Raw genomic sequence first — 18,040 nt, forward strand, 5'->3', positions numbered from 1 at the left:
CGAGAGGCCGAGCGCAGGTTCTGCGCAGTGGGCAACCCGGCATGGATGCCGGGTTAGCCGCGCACGGCCAGGGATGGCCGATCGCGGCGGGCCCACGGAGCAGGACCGGAGCGAGGGCATGGCGAGCCTTAGCGAGGCACCGAACGAAAGGGGCAAAAGCCCTTGGTTACTTGGGGCTCTTCCAAGTGACTCGCTGTAAAAGCGAAACCATTAGCGGCCGTTACCGCAAAAACGGATATGTACACAAACACCAAGCCAAAAAAAAACGTGCAACCAGCGCGCTCGTCAATGAACACCCCGGTCACACGTACAGGCCCATAACGCCCAAAGGGAAAAACCTCAGGCGACCTCACCAAAAGCCGCCTCAATCAGTCAGCAAAAAACCGCAATCAACCCAGCACTTCCAGCGCCACACTTTCAATCCCGGCCGCATCAAGCCGGTAATGCCGGTAAAGATGAGTCGGCGGCGCAATCAGGCTGTACTCGTCGTAAATGCCATGCCGCCGCACTTTGACCCCAACGCCCTCTTCCGCAATCACCTCACACACCGCCCCACCCAAGCCGCCGATGATGTTGTGCTCTTCCACCGTCAGAATCGCCCGGCTATTGCGCGCCGCAGTCAGCACCGCCTCACGGTCCAGCGGCTTGATGGTCGTCATGTCGATCACCCCCACCGAACGCCCCGCGGCATTCAACGCCCGAGCCGCTTCAAGGGCCGGGTGAACCGTGGAGCCGGTGGCAATGATCGTCAGTTCATCGCCCGTCAGGTGCACGGTGGCTTTGCCGAAGACAAAGTCCGGAACGGTTTCATACACCACCGGATCACGCCCGCGCTGAATGCGGAAGTAGATCGGTTGCGGGTAGTTGGCCGACGCCAGAATGGCCGCCTTGAGCTGATTGCCGTCCGCCGGGGCGACCACTGTGATGTCGGCAATCGAACGCATGATCGCCAGGTCTTCAGTGGCATGGTGCGAGGTGCCGTAAAAGCCCAGGGAAATCCCGGCGTGGTGGCCGATCAAACGTACCGGCAACGCGGAGTACGCCACGTCCATGCGGATCTGCTCGCAGCACAGCAACGGCAGAAACGAGGCAAACGTCGCCACAAACGGCTTCATGCCCACCGCCGCCATGCCGGCTGCCGCCGACACCATGTTTTGCTCGGAAATCCCGAATTGCACGAAGCGCTCCGGGTGCAGCTGCGCAAATTTCGACAGGCCGTTGGAGTACTGCAAGTCAGCGGTGCCGGCGACAATCGGCTCGCCCTGCTCGACCAGTTCGATCAGCGCATCGGACAAGGCATTCAAGCTGGGTGTCTGGCTGTTCAGTTCCCGGTACTGCCAGGAGTTGTTCGACAGAGGTGCGGTATTCATGAGTTAAATCACCTTGCTTTTGATTTCGTCGATAGCACGTTGCGCATCTTCCGGATCGAGATAACCGAGGTGCCAGCCAGGCTCGGTTTCCATGTAGGAAACGCCCTTGCCTTTCACCGTGTTGGCGATGATGCAGACCGGCTGCGTGCGAGTGGTATCAGCCTTGAGGCGACGCAACAGGCGGGTGACCGCCGCCAGGTCATGCCCGTCGACCACGTGGGTTTCCCAACCGAAGGCGATCCATTTGTCCGCCAGCGGTTCGATGCCGATGACGTCGTCGACATTGCCGTCGAGCTGGTAGCCGTTACGGTCGATGATCGCCACCAGGTTGTGGACTTTGTGGTGAGCCGCTCCCAGCGCCGCTTCCCAGACCTGCCCTTCCTGCATTTCACCGTCGCCGAGCATCACGTAGGTGGTGAACGACTTGCCGAGCATGCGCCCGGCCAATGCCATGCCCAGGCCGCCGGACAAGGCGTGCCCGATGGAACCGGAGGAGAAATCCACGCCCGGCACTTTGCGCATGTCGGGGTGATCGCCCAGCGGGTTGCCGAGGCGCGTGTAGTTATCGAGGATCTCTTTCGCAAAGAAGCCCCACTCCACCAGCACCGGAAACAGGCCGACCGCCGCATGCCCCTTGCCCATCATGAAGCGGTCGCGATCAGGCCATTTCGGTTCGCCAAACCGCAGGTCCATCACGTCGTAATACAGCGCGGCGAACAACTCGGCGGCGGAAAAAACAGAGGTGTAGTGACCGACCTTGGCGATCTCGATCAACCGGATGGTTTCCAGGCGAATGAACTGGGCTTTTTCCCGCAGGCGAGCCAGTTCAGTGGCGGTCAGTTCGAACGCGCGATCACCTTCGCGCAGGTCCTGTCTTGTCAAATCAGTCATGTGTAGTGTCCAGGCGCATTACCAAAGTTGCGGCCACATCCGGGACGTGGCCGTACACACGCACGCAATCGCGACAAGGCGATTACTGCGCTTTCAAACGCGGTGTCATGTAGTCGTTCAAACGGGGCATGACCTGCTGCGCCGTCAGCTCCATCGAGCGCCGCCACAGTGCTTCGTCATCCCACTCGTGGAAGGCGGTCATCAAGGTGCCGAACGGCCCGGTCTGCTCACTGAACGCGACCAGTTGTTCGGTCACGGAATTCACGTCGCCGTAAATCACCATTTCCTTGATGCAGTGATCGACCGTCACTTCCGCGTCGGTCATGTCGGGGCGGGTCTTGAAGATCTTGGTGTAGTTGTTGGAGGACAGGTTATCGATCATGTAATCGAAGTAACGGCGCAGGGTGCAGCTCTCTTGCGCCAGGTAGTCTTCGGCCTGGGCCTGGGAGTCGGCGACGAACACCGAACGGGCCACGCGCCAGTTGTTCGCATCGGCCTTGACCCCGGCACTTTCGGCGCCCTGGCAGTAAGCCAGCCAATGCGAGGCCACGGTCGCCGTCGGGTTGAAGTTGGCCGACATCAGGTCCCAGTCTTTGGCCCCGGCCAGTTTCGCCGTTCCGGAAAACGGGCTCATGGCCGTGGTTGCAACCCGTGGGAACGGCTTCTGGAACGGCGTCGGCATGTATCCGATTTCCAGCTCGTGATTCACCGAATCCTTGAGGCTGACCTGGAAGTGCTCCGAGGAAAACTCGTAAGGGGCGCTTGAGTTCCAGATGGCGCGGATCATCTCGTAGCATTCGACCATCATCTGCCCACGGTCCTTGCCGTTGCTGCCGAACACCTCGAAATCCGAGGCCAGGCCACCCGGGCCGATGCCCATGATGAAACGGCCCTTGGACATGTGATCGAACATCGCGGCATCAGCGGCAATCCGCGCCGGAAAATGATGCGGCAGGTTCAGCACCCCGGTGCACAACTTCATGCGCCGGGTCAGCGGAATCAGGGCGGACATGAATTGCAGGGCATTGGTCACCGGCTCCGTGCGTTGCGAGGTGTGCTCGCCGACCCAAAGCTCATCAAAACCGACGGCGTCGGCGTGGACGGCGCAGGCAATATCCTGGTCGTACATCTCGTGATAATCCCAGCCCTTGTGATGAAGGGGCTGCATGAACATGGCAAGTTTCATGTCGTTCTCCTGCTGTTTTCAGTGATCGGTGCGCCGCTTGATATCAATGCGCGGCACACCGCTTTCAGGACGTGCGCTCGTTTTGCAGGCGTGCCAGTGCCGGCGCTGCAAGTCGCAACGTTCAAGGGATGCGTTCAATTTTTCGCGGCGATCGGCTTGAGCAAGCGCAATCAGCCGCGCCTCTTCAACTGCCGTGCAGCAACCAGCCGCCGTCCACCAACAGATCGATACCCGTCACGTAGGAGGCCAGCGGCGACACCAGAAACAGCACCGCATTGGCGATCTCGAAGGGCTCTGCCGGCCGACCCAGTGCAATGTTGTTCAACACGTTGTTCTGTCGGTGTTGCGCCAGCAGCTCCGGCTCCAGATTGCCTGGCGTTGCCGTCAGCCCGGGGGATACCGAGTTGACGCGAATGTTGAAGGCGCTCAGGTCCTTGGCCAGGCTTCGCGTCATCGCCAGCACAGCGCCTTTTGACGCGTCGTAGGTGCAGTGATTGGCCATCGGCCGGTGACCGCATATCGACGACAGATTGACGATCGCCCCGGCACTCGCCTGTTTGCGCATCTGCCGTTGAGCGGCCTGTGCCCCTAGAAACACCGCACGTGTATTGATGGCGTGGAGTTCGTCCCAGAAACCCGGATCAATGTCGTCAACGGCCTTGAGCGGGTAAACACCTGCGTTGTTGATCCAGATATCGAGGCGGCCGTATCGCTCGATGGCGGTGTCTGCCAGGCCCTGGATGTCGGCGGGACGACAGACGTCGGTGGCCAGGAACGAAACGGCAAAACCGGCTTCGATCAGTTCATGGCAACGCTCTGGCGCCAGGCTGCCGATCAGCACGTTGGCCCCGGCTTCGGCCAGCCGTTGGCTGATGGCGAACCCGATGCCACTGCCACCGCCGGTGACGACGGCGGTTTTACCGCGCAAGTCGAGCAACTCGGCAAAGGGCCGGTAAGGTAGCGGTTGATACGGGGTAGACATGATGGAGCTCCTCAGTGACAGCCCGTTATCAGGCGGTGGCCAGGGTCATGATGGTGTCGGGCGCGATCTGCGGTCGGTGCAAAATCCCTTGGGAACAACCGCGCGCCATGACCATCACCCGATGGGACAAACCGATGACTTCCTCAAGGTCAGAACTCACGACAATCACCGACACGCCGGTCTTCGACAGTTCGATGATCAACTCGTAAATCGCCGCCCGCGCACCCATGTCGATGCCCCGGGTCGGCTCATCGAGAATGATGACTTTCGGGTTGCGCGCGATCCATTTCGCGATGACCACTTTCTGCTGATTGCCGCCCGACAACTTGTCGAGCATCTGTTCCGCCAGGCCCTTGATCCCCAGTGTCGCAATGCGCTCCTGGGCAAACGCCAGCACCCGCTGATTGGCCATGACGCCGCAGGAGCTCAGGCTGTCGAGATTGCAGTAGGCAAGGTTTTCGGCAATGGTCTGGCTCAGCACCACACCTTCGGACTTGCGGTCTTCGGGGATCAGCACCACGCCGGCACGGATCGCCGCCAGCACGTTGTTGGCCGGCAGGTGCCGGTCACCCAGCATCACCTTGCCGTGATTCACCGCACTCAACCCGGCAATCGCCTGAACCAGCTCCGTGCGGCCGGCGCCGACAATGCCCGCGATGCCGAAGACTTCGCCGGCCTTCACCGAAAACGAAATGTCGTGGAAGCGCCCGGCCTTGTCCGATAGCTGTTCGACATTCAACACCACCTCTTCGCGAGGTGCTGGCAGCTGCGGAAACAAGCGCTCGATCGAACGCCCGACCATCTGCGACACCAGCACGCTGACATCGGCCGCTCCGGTTTCGTGGCGAGCAATGAGGTGGCCATCGCGCATGACCACCACCTTGTCGGCGATCCTGGCAATCTCCTCCATCCGATGGCTGATGTAGATGAAAGAAACACCCTCTTTCTTCAACTCCTCGATCTGTCTGAACAACAGGTCGGTCTCTTCCTTACCCAGCGCCGCCGTCGGTTCGTCGAGGATCAGCAGCCGCGAATTGAACGTCAGTGCCCGGGCAATCTCCACCAGTTGCTGCGCGGCGATTTTCAACTGGCGCACAGGGGTGTCCGGCGAGATATCGAGGCCCAGTCGACGCAGCTGTTTTTCTGTCTCGCGGTACATGTGCTTGCGGTCGATGATCCCGTCCCGGGTCGGTAGATGGCCGAGGAAAACGTTCTCGGCCACGCTCAGGTCAGGCAGCAGATGGATCTCCTGATGAATCATGTTGATCCCCAGGGCAATCGCCGCCCCCGGACCGGTCGGTGCATAGGGCTGGCCGGCGAGGAACATCGTGCCTTTGGACGGCGTCAGCGCTCCGGCGACGATGGAGGAAAAGGTCGATTTGCCCGCACCGTTTTCCCCCAGCAGCGCCACCACTTCCCCGTAACCGATATCGAGACTGATGTCCTCCAGCACCTTGACCGAGTTGAAGGATTTTCCGATGTTGCAGGCGCTGAACAGCGGCGCCTGATCGCTGGTGATCGCTTTCATGACGTGCCCTCCTTCGCCGATCTCAAGGATGTTGCTCAAGGAAAGCCGCGACGTTTTCCCGGGTGGTGACGAAGGCCGGCAGCAGCTGGGTCTTCTCGACCGGTTTGCCTTGTTGCAGATTCACCGCAGTGCGCAAGGCTGTACGGCCCATTTCCACCGCTTGCTGGGTGATGGTCATGTCCAGCTTGCCGTCGCGGATGGCTTCCAGCGCCGACGGCAAACCGTCGTAGCCGAACACCCAGACCTTGTGATCGATGTTGGCGACTTTGACCGCCTGGGCGGCACCGAGCGCCGGGGCATCGGAACGGCCGATGAAGACGTTGATCTTCGGGTTCTTCTGCAGCATGTCCTGGGCGACTTTGAAGCCGTTGTCCTGTAGCCAGTCGGTAGGTTTCTGGTCGACGATTTTCATCTCCGGCGCCTGGGACAGCACCGCGTTCAGGCCCTTGGCCCGAGCCACTTCCGTCGAGTCGCCCAAGGTGCCCTGGAGCAGGCCGATTTCAGCCTTGCCCCCGGTCAGCGCGATCATCTGACGGGCCAGCTCACCCGCTGCCGCCAGGTTATCGGTGGAGATGTAGGCATCGCATTCGACGTTCTTCGGGAAATTGTCGATGCAGATCACCGGCACGCCCTGCTGACGCGCCAGCCGCACCGGCACGGCCGACGCCGCGCTGCCCGTGGCGGTATAGAGCAGCACATCGATGCCCTTGCTCAACATGTCTTGAATCTGGCTGACCTGGCGGGCGGGATCGGCCTGTGCGTCGGCCACCAGCACGTTCTTGATGCCCAGGGTCTTGGCCTGCTCCATGACGCCGTCACGGACCATCAGGTAGAACACCCATTGCAGGCTCGGGATCGACATCCCGACAGTGATTTGTTCCGCCGGTTTACTCTCGGCGTGAACACCTGCCGACATCATGCAGGTCAACAGCGGCAGCCACAGAAAGCGCCGCGAAAATGCGTTGAGGTTCATGTCTTTATCCTTTTTATTGTGTGTTGGACGGTTCGACCGCAGGGGGTTCAGTCAGCTTTGCGCTTGAGCAGATCGAGCATCACCGCGAAGGCAATCACCGCGCCGATGACCACTTGCTGCACGAAGGGAGAGATGCCGGCCAGGTTCAAGCCGTTGCGCAAAACGCCGATGATCAGTACGCCGACAATCGTGCCGACCACGCTGCCGGCGCCGCCCTTGAGGCTGCCGCCACCGATGACTACCGCCGCGATCACATCCAGCTCATAACCGACGCCGGCGCCCGCTCCGGCAGTGTCCAGGCGCGAGGTCATGATGATTCCGCCCAGCGCGGCGCAAATGCCCGAGATGATGTAGACGGCACTGGTGTAGCCCTTGACGCGAATGCCGGCGAGCTTGGCCACCTTGCTGCTGCCGCCGATGGCGTACAGGCTGCGGCCGGGGACGGTGAACTTGAGAACGAACCAGAACACCAGGGCCAGCACGATGAAGCAGGTCACGGTCAGCGACAGCACACCGCCGTAGCGAATCACCGAGAGGTTGCTGAACCACTCCGGGAATCCGCTGACTTGCGCGCCGTCAGTAACCATGTAGGCCAGCCCGCGAGCGATGGACATCATTGCCAGCGTCGCAATGAAAGACGGCAACCCTGCCCTGACCACCATCAACGCCGTGGTTGAACCACACGCCGCACCGGCAGCGATCGCACCAAGCATGGCGACCCACATCGGCAAGCCGAGCACCTGTTCGAGCCAGCTCATGACCATGATCGCCACCGCGAGCACCGCGCCCACGGACAGGTCGATACCGCCGATGAGAATCACCAGCGTCATGCCCAGCGCCATGATGCCGAGCACGGTGACTTGATCCAGTACGTTGAGCAGGTTACTCAACGTCAGAAAACTATCGGTGAAGACTGTTAATACCGTGCATAACAATAAAAGGCCGATCATCGGGCCTGCGACATTGGTGTCCAGTCCGATCCACTTGGGAATGGACCCGGACAGTCTTGATTTCACCAGCAACTGATTATTCATACCCACATCCACTTCTTATCTAATTGTTATAAGACCGAGCAAGACACAACGACTGTTTAAATCCCAAGTTCCCTGTAACGCCCGCCCATATACAGAAGCGGCTCTTCCAGAGGTTGCGTAATCACATCAATGACGTTGCCGATAAATATGGTGTGCGTGCCGTGTTCGATTTCCTGCACCACTTCGCAAAAGATCGCAGCCTGCGCGTCGACCAGGTAACGAATGCCGTGCATGCCGGTCTGCCACTCGCCCGCAACAAAGCGCTGCTCGCGCAGGTCCGGCTGGCTGAAAATCTTGCAGATCGGTTCGTGGTTGTTTTGCAGCATGTTCACGCAGAACAGCCCGGAGCGTTTGATCACGGGTGAGGCGCTGGCGCTTCGGTTGATGCAGATCAGCGCCGACGCGGGGTCCATCGACACCGAAGAAAAAGCGGTGGCCGCCAGACCATGGGGGTGGCCGTCATCATCGAGTGTGGTGATCAGGGTTATGGAGGAGGCGAAGCGACCCATCGCCAATTTGAATTGGCCGGCCAGATCAATCGCTGGGGCGGCCTCTTGATATTGAACACGCATACATAAACCCTCTTCTTATTGTGACTCATCAAGCGCAGGCATTCATTATTAACAATCACCCAGCATTTTCTATTCACTTTTAAAAAATTGACTTTTCAACTATTCCGAAAGGTGAAGCCAACAACAAACTCATTTGAATTACCTTCACAAGTGCCCTGAAACGCCCGCCCCAAGGGGCTCTCATGTTTATAGCCGTACTTATCAACGCCGCCGACAATATGGCTTTAACTGAATAATCGGCCGATACTTCATGAACAACTAACAAGAAACTTCCGCGAGACGAACTGCCATGGTTGATCGATTACAGGACATGCGAATGTTTCGCCTGGTCGTGCAGACCGGGTCACTTTCAACCGCCGGACGACAAATGGGCCTGTCGCCAGCGGCCATGAGTGGCCGGCTCAAGGCGATGGAGGAGTTCTATGGTTTGCGCTTGCTCAAGCGCAACACCCGTAGCCTGAGCCCCACCGCCGAAGGGCAGTTGCTGTTTGAAAACGCCCTGAAAATTCTCGAACAGGTTGATGCGCTCGACAGCGTCATCAAAAACGGTCAAAGCGACCTGCTGGGCACCATCGGCCTGACCTGCCCGACCGACCTGGGTCGGCAGTGGGTCAGCCAATTGGTCGATGCGTTTATCCGCGAAAACCCGCATGTCAGCATCCGCCTGTTTTTCACTGACCGGATACTGGACTTCGTCGAGTCCGGCTCGGACATCGCGATCCGTTTCGGCGACCTGCCGGACAGCTCGCTGATAGCCCGCAGCCTGGGTGTGGACCGGCAAATGGTCTGCTGTTCGCCGCAGTACCTTGAACAACACGGCACTCCCCTGCACCCCGAAGACCTGCATCAACACAACTGCCTGGTGCAACTGCGTGCCGACTTTGCACTGGATCGCTGGAAGTTCATGAGCAAGGGCGGGCCGACCACGATTCAGGTCAAGGGCAACCGGCTGGCCAACGACGGCTTTACCCTGCGCCAGTGGGCGGTTCAAGGCTTGGGAATTATCTGGAAGTCGGTCTGGGAGGTGGCGGAGGACATTCAGGCCAAGCGGCTGGTACCGCTGCTGGAAGACTATCAATGCCCCACCACGGGGTTCCATTTGCTCACCGAAGGCGGGAAGAAATTACCGCCACGGGTCAGATCCTTCGTGGAGTTTGCCGTTCAGTACTTCAAGCACCTCGACACCGCGTCGCGACACATTCTGAGCCCGACACCCGACGCCATCGTGCTCAGGGAAGCGAAACCGCCTGCAGATCGGCAAATACCGGCTTGAGGTTTGTCAGCATTCGCTCATAGGCCTTGCGCATGCCGGCATAGAACGCCTGCTTCGAAACGTCGGGCAAGGTCAGGGTTTCGTCCGGACGCGGCCAATCAGTGGCGGTCTGCTGCAAATCAGCGAACACCCCGGCACCATGCCCCGCCAACATCGCTGCGCCGAGCACACCGTACTCGGCGGCCGGGGGTTTGCGATAAGGCAGGCCCAGCACATCGGCCTTGATCTGGTTAAACAGCTGGCTGCCGGAGCCGCCGCCCAGACTGAATACATCACCCTGATCGACAACGATCTGCATGTCCTTCATGCACCCGAGAAAACGCGCGTATTCGTAGGCAATCGACTCCAGCATCGCCCGGTATTGGTCGCTGCGGTCGTGGGTCCAGTCGAGACCAACGAAGGCGCCGGCCAGCGAGGCATCGAACGGCGCATGGCGCCCGCCGAGATGGGGCAAGAACAATAATTTATTGCGCTCGGCCAACGGCGCGGCGGCCCGCTGTTCGAGTTGTTGGCATTCGGCGCCATCGAGACCGAACCGATTGAGGCTGATGCCGGCCCCACCGACGTAGGCCATCGAATAAAACAGCTCGGGGATGCAATGCCGGAACGTGGCGAGGGTGTTGTGCTGGGAGTCGACCGCATAGTGGTCGAGCAACGTCGCCAACACTGAACCGGTGCCGGCAATGTCGAACAGTTGCCCCGGCGTGAAGGCCCTGGTGCCCAGCAACGATGCGGCGATATCCCCACAGCCGGCATAAATCGGCGTGCCGGCCAACAGTCCGCAAACGCTCGACGCACTGGGGCCGACCGAGCCGATGCGATCCCAGGGTTTTACCAGCGTGGGCAGCCGGTCGGCCTCAAGGCCGAATGCCTCAATGAGCGAAGTGTTCCATTGCATCGCCTGGCTGTCGGCAAAACTGTTGAAGCCCAGGTAGGTGTAATCCATGAACGCGGCATCGCTGTTCAAGTCGGCCATGCGCCCCGCCACATACGCGGCCGGCATGATGATCTTGCTGATCTTGCGGTAGGTGTGCGGTTGTTCCTCGCGCCAATACAGCCATTTCGCCGCGTGATTGGCACTCACCGGGCCACCCGAGCATTGGATGATCTGTGGCTCGCAGGTCTTCAGTCGCGGGACCTGATTGGCGCAACGCAGATCCAGCCACGAGTCATAAGGCGTGGTCGCCTCCCAGTCCCGGCCGATGGTGGAAATCCCGGCCATCTGTCCGCAAATCGCCAGGCCGCCAACGTCCGCGAGCTGGAAGTCGGACTGACTCAAGGCATCCTTTATCGCCAACAGGACCGAGGCATACAGTTCGTCAGGGCTCTGTTCGAACACCTGACGCGCGGGATTCAACAAACGTGTGGGGCGACTGGCGGCGCCCAGGTTGCGGCCGTTTTCGTCCATGACAACGACTCGAGTGCTTGAGGTGCCCATGTCCACCCCAACCAGCAATGCTCGACTCTTCAAGGGTTGGCGCTCGCACAATTCAGCGGTGATTGTTATGCAGACAGAATACTGTCATCAAACACCCTGCGCATTAACTGCCACTGTCCGTGCGAAAAAGCCTGAGCGCCGGTGGTCAGCGGCGACGGCGCAAGATTTCGCCGCCGCCTCCTGCAGGCAGTTCTCAATCCTTGAATTGCGTCAGTTGCTGGTTCAACGACCCGGCCTGATCGCGCAATTGCAGCGACTGATCGAGCAGGCTGCGGATCGCGTGATCGTTCTGCTCGGAGATCCGGCTGACACCCTGGATGGCGACGGACAATTGCTCACCGGTGGCAGCCTGGCTTTGGGTCTGGCGCGCCACTTCGCTGATGCGCGTCAGAATGTCCTGGGCATGCTGGCGAATCTGATCGACACCTTGTGCCGAGGTGGTCAGTTGCACCACGCCCAGGCGCACCGCTTCGCCGACTTGCTGGACGTTGGCAACGGTGTTGCGCACATCCGAACCGATGGCGCCGATCATCTCGCCGATTTCACCGGTCGAGCGGCTGGTGCGTTCTGCCAGTTGCCGCACTTCGTCCGCCACCACGGCGAATCCGCGTCCCTGCTCCCCTGCCCGTGCGGCTTCGATTGCAGCGTTCAGGGCCAGGAGGTTGGTCTGGTCGGCGATGCTGCGAATCACCGCGATGATCCCCGCAATCTGCTGCGAGCGTTTTTCCAGGTCGCCCACAGTGCCGGCAACGTCGTCCATGGTCTGGTCGATGTGGGTGATCCCGGCCAGGGTCTGGTTCATATCGCCGGAGATATGCTTGGTCAGCTCTTCGGTGTTGCGCGCCAGTTGCTCCACGTCTTCGGCTTGCTGCGACATCTCGGTGACCGAGTGCGCCAGCGCGGTGACGCCGCTGGCCATTTCTTCGGTTGCGGTGTGCTGCGACGTCGCCCGGTCGGCAACGGCCTGAGTGGTATCGCCCAGGTGATTGGAGATCTGCATCAGGGCGCCGCTGCTGTGGCGAATCGACCCCACCAGATCCCCCAGGCGCTGGATAAACTGGTTGAACGCGCCCGCCAGTTTGCCGGTTTCATCGCCGCTGCGTTGTTCAAATCGCAGGCCCAATTCGCCGCCCCAGGCCTGGATACCGACCGTCAGGCCGGACAGCGGACGAATGTGCCACGCGAGCAAATGCCAGAGCACGATGGCCAATGCCAACAGCGCCACCAGGCCGATGACGACGGCGGTCCAGAGGAACTGATTGATGCCCGCCGTGGCTTCGGCCAGCGGGTACGCCACCATCAGCGCCCAAGTGTTCGGGGCTTTGCCGATGCGCACCGGTTGCAACACATAACCCCAGCCATCGCGCTGGAAGTCATACGGCTGACCGGCCTTGATCGCCTCTTTGGCCGCCGTCGGCAAATCGTCGGCCGGCTGGCTCAAACGCTTCGCATCAGGGTGGCTGGCGTACAGGCCGTTGCTCGACACCAGAGCGCCATAACCTTTGTAGGCATCGATTTTCGCCAGTTGGCGATTGATGCTTTCAAGCGGGATATCGACACCCGCCACGCCCAGGGCTTTGCCGCCCTGCAACAGTGGCGCCATGATCGACACCATCATGACTTTCTGGCCGCTGCCCGTGCTGTAGGCAAACGGTTCGGAAGCCCACGGCTGACGGCTGTGCAGCGGCTGATAGTAGTACTGGTTATCGGCATTTTCCGGGGCATAACCGCTGAGCGCTTCCGATTTCACCGAGCCACTCGCACGGTTCCAGTAGGTCAGGTAACGGCCGGTGGCGTCGTGATTCGGCTGGTTGGCGAATTCGCTGTCCTTGCCATCGAAGGCGTTGGTTTCCCAATACTGCCCCAGGCCCAAAAGTTGCGGATTGGCTTCAAACAGTTGGCGGGTCACGGCATCGGCGGTCTTGCGATCAACGTGCTGTTGCTGCATGGCCGTTGCGACGCTGGCCAGCGATTCGGCGACGGTAAAACCGACACCCAGTTCGACTTCCACTTCCTTGGCATTGGCCTTGACGACCGTGTCGACCAGCTCGGCGGTTTCTTTGACGGAGGAGCCATAAGCGATATAGGCGATGGAGCCCAGCAGCAGCGCCATGACGACGACGGTCCCGATCAGGGCCGTCCAGAACAGCTTGAAGTGCAGAGAGCGATTAGGCATGGACATTCTCAAGTGCGCGATTCGTCAACCAGCACGGAGCGCCCAACGGTGTGAATGCAGCCCTGCTGGCAAATTATTTATAGTTGATATTATTTTGCCACTATATAGAAGCGCGCTCTGCCGGTGCAACTTGAATGACCGCGAGGTCACAAGCCTTGCACGGCATCACTCGGAAACGGCGATCTGGTTTCGGCCACGGGCCTTGGCTCGATACAGGGCCTTGTCGGCGTTGTTCATCAAGCTGTGCAAATCAAGGTCGGAGGCGTCCATCGACGCGACACCGAGGCTCGCCGTTATGCAATGCACCGGCCCGGTCATCAATTCGGCAATGGAGCGGATGAGTTGCTCGGCAATGTTCAAGGTCTCTTCAATCGAGGTGTCCGGGAGCAGGATGGCGAACTCCTCTCCCCCCAGCCTGCCGTAGACATCCGTTTCACGAAACGAGGTGCTGATGACCAGGCCCATCTGACTCAGCACCTGATCCCCGACCTGATGGCCATAGGTGTCATTGATGTGTTTGAAGTGATCCATATCCAGCATCACGGCGCACAGCGGCAGCTGATTGTTTTTGCAGTAACTGTGCAACTGCTGGGCATGCTCGAAAAAAGCCCGGCGATTCCTCAGGCCGGTGAGTTCATCGGTCTGCGCGGCAAGATTGGAAATGCGGTGGGCCTGTTCCATTTCACGGGTCAATCGAAAGGCGGTTTCCACCGCATCGGAGAGTTTGCGGGTGGCGCTGGCCACGAAGGAGGCAAACACCAACACTGCCAGTGCCATGCCGACTTGCATCGCTGACGGCTGGAACAACAGCCATATCGTGCACGGCAACAACACCAGGCCAATGGACACCAACGTCATGTATCGGTAGGCCGAATAGCAGGACACCGCACTGACCGACATCCCGACGGTAAAAAGCATGACCAGTGACTGAGCCAGAATATCGTCCGGGGGCATCAATGCCAGCGCGCCCGCACCCCAGATACCGGCAGATAACACCAGCGTGCTCCAGTATTTCCACTCCCATTGCTCAGGTGTGCGCGTACTTTTGTCGCTGCGGAAATAGGCGATAAACATCGAGACGCGCAATGAAGTCGACGCCGTCAGAATGCCCATCCACCAAAAAATGACGTGGTGATCGAAGCGCTCCCAACACAGCAGGCACAGCATGATCGCCGCCAGGACACTGCCCGGAATCGCCGTCACCGACTGATGGAACAACTGGTGCAGGCGATCAGTGCGTACCTGCGCTGCTATCAAAGCATCCGGGTCATACCGGGGTCCGAGTCCTTCCATTTGATCCGCCTGATCATGATGCTTCGTCAAAGAAGTATTGTGGCACCCAGCCAGTAGCGCAAACAACCGAGGCCTTGAAATGTTTCCGGGCGCCAGATTGAAAGAGTACGTCTATCACGCCCCAACACTCGCCCTATTAGCTGACTTCCCGACTCAGGTCTAACCTTAGTCTGCGCTGGCGCCATAAGCCGGCCGGATTAGCGCTGAAAAGGAGACAGGAATGAGCCCGAAGCTTGACTAGGCCACCCGTGGGCCACCGCGCAGGCAACCTGATTGCCGCTGTTCAGAATTCCCGTGTGGTCACCACAATCAGTTGATCCAACTGCTGGCCCTGCAGCCTATGTCCTTGATTCCGCTCGTTGCTATTTAACGCCCGCCCCGGGCCCGATAGCCGGATGAACACGACCAAAGGTAGCTCGCACATGGCAAACGAATCGAAATGCCCGTTCAATCATGCCGCAGGCGGTGGCACCACCAACCGTGACTGGTGGCCGAACCAACTGAATCTGAAGATCCTGCACCAGCACTCGTCCCTGTCAGACCCCATGGACGAGGGCTTCAACTACGCCGAAGCGTTCAAAAAACTCGACTTTGCGGCGGTCAAGCGCGACCTGACTGCACTGATGACCGACTCACAAGACTGGTGGCCAGCAGACTTCGGTCACTATGGCCCGCTGTTCATTCGCATGGCCTGGCACGCCGCTGGCACATACCGCACCGGTGATGGTCGTGGCGGTGCCGGTTCCGGTCAACAGCGCTTTGCCCCGCTCAACAGCTGGCCGGACAACGTCAGCCTCGACAAGGCACGCCGGCTGCTGTGGCCGATCAAGCAAAAATATGGCAACAACATTTCCTGGGCCGACCTGATCGTTCTCACCGGTAACGTCGCGCTGGAGTCGATGGGCTTCAAGACCTTTGGTTTTTCCGGTGGCCGCGCAGACGTCTGGGAACCCGATGAAGACGTTTATTGGGGCTCGGAAAATAAATGGCTGGGCGGTGACGTTCGCTACGACAAAGCGCAAAAACCCGTGCAAGCACCCGGCGATGTTCCACTGGTGGCCGAGCCCGGGAGAAATGAAGACAGCCGTACCGATGAGGGGCGCAATCTGGAAAACCCACTGGCCGCCGTGCAGATGGGCCTGATCTATGTGAACCCGGAAGGTCCGGAAGGCAATCCCGATCCCGTCGCTTCGGCCCTGGACATCCGCGAAACGTTCGGCCGCATGGCCATGAACGACGAAGAAACCGTGGCCCTGATCGCCGGCGGCCACGCCTTCGGTAAAACCCACGGCGCCGGCCCTGCCGACAACGTCGGTGCCGAGCCGGAAGCCGCCGGTCTCGAAGCCCAGGGCCTTGGCTGGAAAAACAGCTTCGGCACCGGTAAAGGCCCGGACACCATCACCAGCGGGTTGGAAGTGACCTGGACCACCACGCCCACCCGGTGGAGCAACAACTACCTGGAAAACCTGTTCGGCTTCGAGTGGGAATTGAGCAAAAGTCCGGCAGGCGCAAACCAGTGGGTCGCGAAAAACGGCGCCGGGGCCGGCACCATTCCGGATGCACACGACCCGTCCAAGCGGCGTAACCCGACCATGCTCACCTCGGACCTGGCGCTGCGCTTAGACCCGATCTATGAACCGATTGCCCGGCGCTTCCTGGCCAATCCGGATCAGTTGGCCGATGCCTTCGCCCGCGCCTGGTTCAAGCTGATCCACCGCGACATGGGCCCGCTCTCGCGCTACCTCGGCCCGGAGATGCCCAAGGAAGAACTGTTGTGGCAAGACCCGATTCCGCCGGTCGACCATGCCTTGGTCAACGACAGTGACGTCGCAGCACTCAAGAGCAAAATCCTCGCCTCTGGCCTGAGCGTCTCGCAGCTGGTATCAACGGCCTGGGCGGCGGCGTCAAGCTTCCGTGGCTCCGACAAACGTGGCGGCGCCAACGGTGGACGCCTGCGACTGGCGCCACAGAAATCCTGGCAAGCCAACCAGCCCGAACAACTGGCGAGCGTGCTGGCGAAACTGGAAAGCATTCAGCGTGAGTTCAACAACAGCGGCAAGAAAATCTCGCTGGCGGACCTGATCGTGCTGGCCGGCAGCGCCGGTGTCGAACAAGCCGCAAAAAATGCCGGTCACAGCGTGACGGTGCCGTTCACACCGGGACGGACGGACGCCTCGCAAGAGCAGACGGACGTCGAATCCTTCGGCTTCCTCGAACCCATCGCCGATGGTTTCCGCAACTACCTGAAAACCCGCTACCGCGTGTCGGCCGAACACCTGTTGATCGACAAGGCGCAACAACTGACCCTCAGCGCACCGGAAATGACTGTGCTCGTGGGCGGTTTGCGGGTGTTGAACACCAACGTCGGACAAACCCGACACGGCGTGTTCACCCAGCAACCGGAGGCGTTGACCAACGACTTCTTCAAAAACCTGCTGGACATGGGGGTGGAATGGAAGCCGGTGTCGGACGCCAATCAGGAGTTCGAAGGGCGCGATCGCAAAACCGGCCAAGTGAAATGGACCGGGACGCGGGTCGATCTGGTCTTCGGCTCGAATGCGCAACTGCGGGCCTTGGCCGAGCTGTATGCCAGCAGTGATGCGAAGGAGAAATTCGTCAAAGACTTCGTAGCGGCGTGGACGAAGGTGATGAACCTGGATCGTTTTGACCTGTAGGAGCCAGCTTGCTGGCGAAGCGGTGGCGGCCGTGAGGACGCCATCGCCGGCAAGCCGGCTCCTACAGGTTACGGGGTTCATCGACGGACTCTTGTAAATAAACGGTACCGCTGAAACAACAACGCCTCCCAAGTGGAGGCGTTGTGCTTATTGCGCATTGAAGGAAGGAATCAGGTCGGAGAGATCGTGGCCAAGGCACCGATCAAAATGGTTAACAGCAGAAATCCACCCAGAAAAATGGCCATCTTGGGCATGGGGCCTCCTACATGATGAGTTTGCGGTTCAGTGGCTACCGCGACTGCGGACCGTGCGGTCATTGTGGGGCGCAGGCCGAGTACATGACAGATGCAGATAGCGCAGAAAAACACGGATCAGAACAAAATCGCCCCGGGCGAGACACCACCCAACCTGTAGGAGCCAGCTTGCTGGCGATGGCGTCCGTGAGATCGCCATCGCCGGCAAGCCGGCTCCTACAAATTGCGGGGTGTTTGGGATTGAGGGCCCACACAAAACCTGTAGGAGCCCGGCTTGCCGGCTCCTACAGATCGTGGGGGTGTTCGGGATTGAGGGTTTACGCAAAACCTGTAGGAGCCCGGCTTGCTGGCGATGGCGTCCGTGAGATTGCTATCGCCAGCAAGCCGGCTCCTAC

General features: G+C 60.0%; 12 protein-coding genes and 2 pseudogenes. 2 read left to right on the forward strand and 12 right to left on the reverse strand.

Annotated elements, in window-relative coordinates; genetic code table 11:
* Positions 1 to 389 precede the first annotated feature (389 nt).
* The 8 genes from KGB25_RS28915 to KGB25_RS28950 form a co-directional block, all read right to left on the reverse strand.
* Positions 390 to 1,370, reverse strand: coding sequence for a transketolase family protein (locus KGB25_RS28915; RefSeq protein ID WP_207286423.1), 981 nt, complete (start codon positions 1,368 to 1,370; stop codon positions 390 to 392).
* 3 nt (positions 1,371 to 1,373) lie between these two features.
* The gene (locus KGB25_RS28920; RefSeq protein ID WP_008042088.1) at positions 1,374 to 2,261 is read right to left on the reverse strand and encodes a transketolase; all 888 of its coding nucleotides are present in this window, start codon (positions 2,259 to 2,261) and stop codon (positions 1,374 to 1,376) included.
* A gap of 82 nt (positions 2,262 to 2,343) precedes the next feature.
* On the reverse strand, positions 2,344 to 3,447 hold the full coding sequence (locus KGB25_RS28925) for an LLM class flavin-dependent oxidoreductase (RefSeq protein ID WP_223437775.1): 1,104 nt from the start codon (positions 3,445 to 3,447) through the stop codon (positions 2,344 to 2,346).
* A gap of 184 nt (positions 3,448 to 3,631) precedes the next feature.
* Positions 3,632 to 4,429, reverse strand: coding sequence for an SDR family NAD(P)-dependent oxidoreductase (locus KGB25_RS28930; protein ID WP_192228386.1), 798 nt, complete (start codon positions 4,427 to 4,429; stop codon positions 3,632 to 3,634).
* Positions 4,430 to 4,457: 28 nt separating this feature from the next.
* A complete protein-coding gene (locus tag KGB25_RS28935; RefSeq protein ID WP_008033229.1) occupies positions 4,458 to 5,957 on the reverse strand; it encodes a sugar ABC transporter ATP-binding protein in 1,500 nt (499 codons plus the stop codon).
* 22 nt (positions 5,958 to 5,979) lie between these two features.
* Positions 5,980 to 6,930 (reverse strand): sugar ABC transporter substrate-binding protein, encoded by a 951-nt coding sequence (locus KGB25_RS28940; RefSeq protein ID WP_223437777.1) that lies wholly within the window; start codon positions 6,928 to 6,930, stop codon positions 5,980 to 5,982.
* A 47-nt stretch (positions 6,931 to 6,977) separates the two neighbouring features.
* The gene (locus tag KGB25_RS28945; RefSeq protein ID WP_008033226.1) at positions 6,978 to 7,964 is read right to left on the reverse strand and encodes an ABC transporter permease; all 987 of its coding nucleotides are present in this window, start codon (positions 7,962 to 7,964) and stop codon (positions 6,978 to 6,980) included.
* A gap of 56 nt (positions 7,965 to 8,020) precedes the next feature.
* Complete coding sequence (locus KGB25_RS28950; RefSeq protein ID WP_223437779.1) at positions 8,021 to 8,536, reverse strand: flavin reductase family protein; 516 nt, start codon at positions 8,534 to 8,536, stop codon at positions 8,021 to 8,023.
* 289 nt (positions 8,537 to 8,825) lie between these two features.
* On the opposite strand from KGB25_RS28950, the gene KGB25_RS28955 reads away from it, so the two are divergent.
* Complete coding sequence (locus KGB25_RS28955) at positions 8,826 to 9,809, forward strand: LysR family transcriptional regulator (RefSeq protein WP_223510556.1); 984 nt, start codon at positions 8,826 to 8,828, stop codon at positions 9,807 to 9,809.
* Here the strand turns inward: KGB25_RS28955 and KGB25_RS28960 are convergent.
* From KGB25_RS28960 to KGB25_RS28970, 4 genes and pseudogenes are all read right to left on the reverse strand, one after another.
* The gene (locus KGB25_RS28960) at positions 9,766 to 11,253 is read right to left on the reverse strand and encodes a xylulokinase (RefSeq protein ID WP_317850757.1); all 1,488 of its coding nucleotides are present in this window, start codon (positions 11,251 to 11,253) and stop codon (positions 9,766 to 9,768) included. The genes KGB25_RS28955 and KGB25_RS28960 overlap by 44 nt on opposite strands.
* Before the next feature lie 187 nt (positions 11,254 to 11,440).
* A pseudogene (locus KGB25_RS30735) lies at positions 11,441 to 11,977 on the reverse strand (methyl-accepting chemotaxis protein); the annotation flags it as partial.
* A gap of 324 nt (positions 11,978 to 12,301) precedes the next feature.
* Positions 12,302 to 13,429: pseudogene (locus tag KGB25_RS30740) on the reverse strand (cache domain-containing protein); the annotation flags it as partial.
* Between the two features lie 159 nt (positions 13,430 to 13,588).
* Positions 13,589 to 14,716 carry a sensor domain-containing diguanylate cyclase gene (locus KGB25_RS28970; RefSeq protein ID WP_008042064.1) on the reverse strand — a complete coding sequence of 376 codons (1,128 nt, stop codon included), beginning with the start codon at positions 14,714 to 14,716 and terminating at the stop codon, positions 13,589 to 13,591.
* 422 nt (positions 14,717 to 15,138) lie between these two features.
* Between KGB25_RS28970 and katG the strand changes: the two genes are divergently transcribed.
* Positions 15,139 to 17,391, forward strand: a complete 2,253-nt coding sequence (katG, locus tag KGB25_RS28975; RefSeq protein ID WP_223437786.1) for a catalase/peroxidase HPI — start codon at positions 15,139 to 15,141, stop codon at positions 17,389 to 17,391.
* Positions 17,392 to 18,040: the final 649 nt, after the last annotated feature.

This window comes from Pseudomonas sp. BF-RE-21 (assembly GCF_019947305.1).
GTDB classification, from domain to species: domain Bacteria; phylum Pseudomonadota; class Gammaproteobacteria; order Pseudomonadales; family Pseudomonadaceae; genus Aquipseudomonas; species Aquipseudomonas migulae.